General features: G+C 62.3%; 1 protein-coding gene. It reads left to right on the forward strand.

Features of this window, described 5'->3' with window-relative positions:
- The coding region (locus SB725_RS33700; RefSeq protein ID WP_410923758.1) for a PQQ-binding-like beta-propeller repeat protein at positions 1-239 on the forward strand (239 nt) is incomplete at both ends.

Consider the following 239-nt stretch of genomic DNA (forward strand, 5'->3'; position numbering starts at 1 on the left):
CGCGTAGTGGATATCGACGGCGGCTTGCTGCTGTCCGGTGGTACCCTGTACGTCAGCACCTACCAGGGCCGCGTAGCGGGCCTGGACCTGGAAAGCGGCCGTGTGCTGTGGCAGCGTGATGCTTCCAGCTACGTGGGTGTCGCCCAGGGTTACGGTAACGTCTATGTCAGCGAAGCCTCGGGTACCGTTGAAAGTGTCGACGAGCGCTCTTCCAGCGCCCTGTGGACCAACGATTCCAT

The sequence above is a fragment of the Pseudomonas sp. SIMBA_041 genome (assembly GCF_046535095.1).
In the GTDB taxonomy this organism is placed as follows: domain Bacteria; phylum Pseudomonadota; class Gammaproteobacteria; order Pseudomonadales; family Pseudomonadaceae; genus Aquipseudomonas; species Aquipseudomonas mucoides.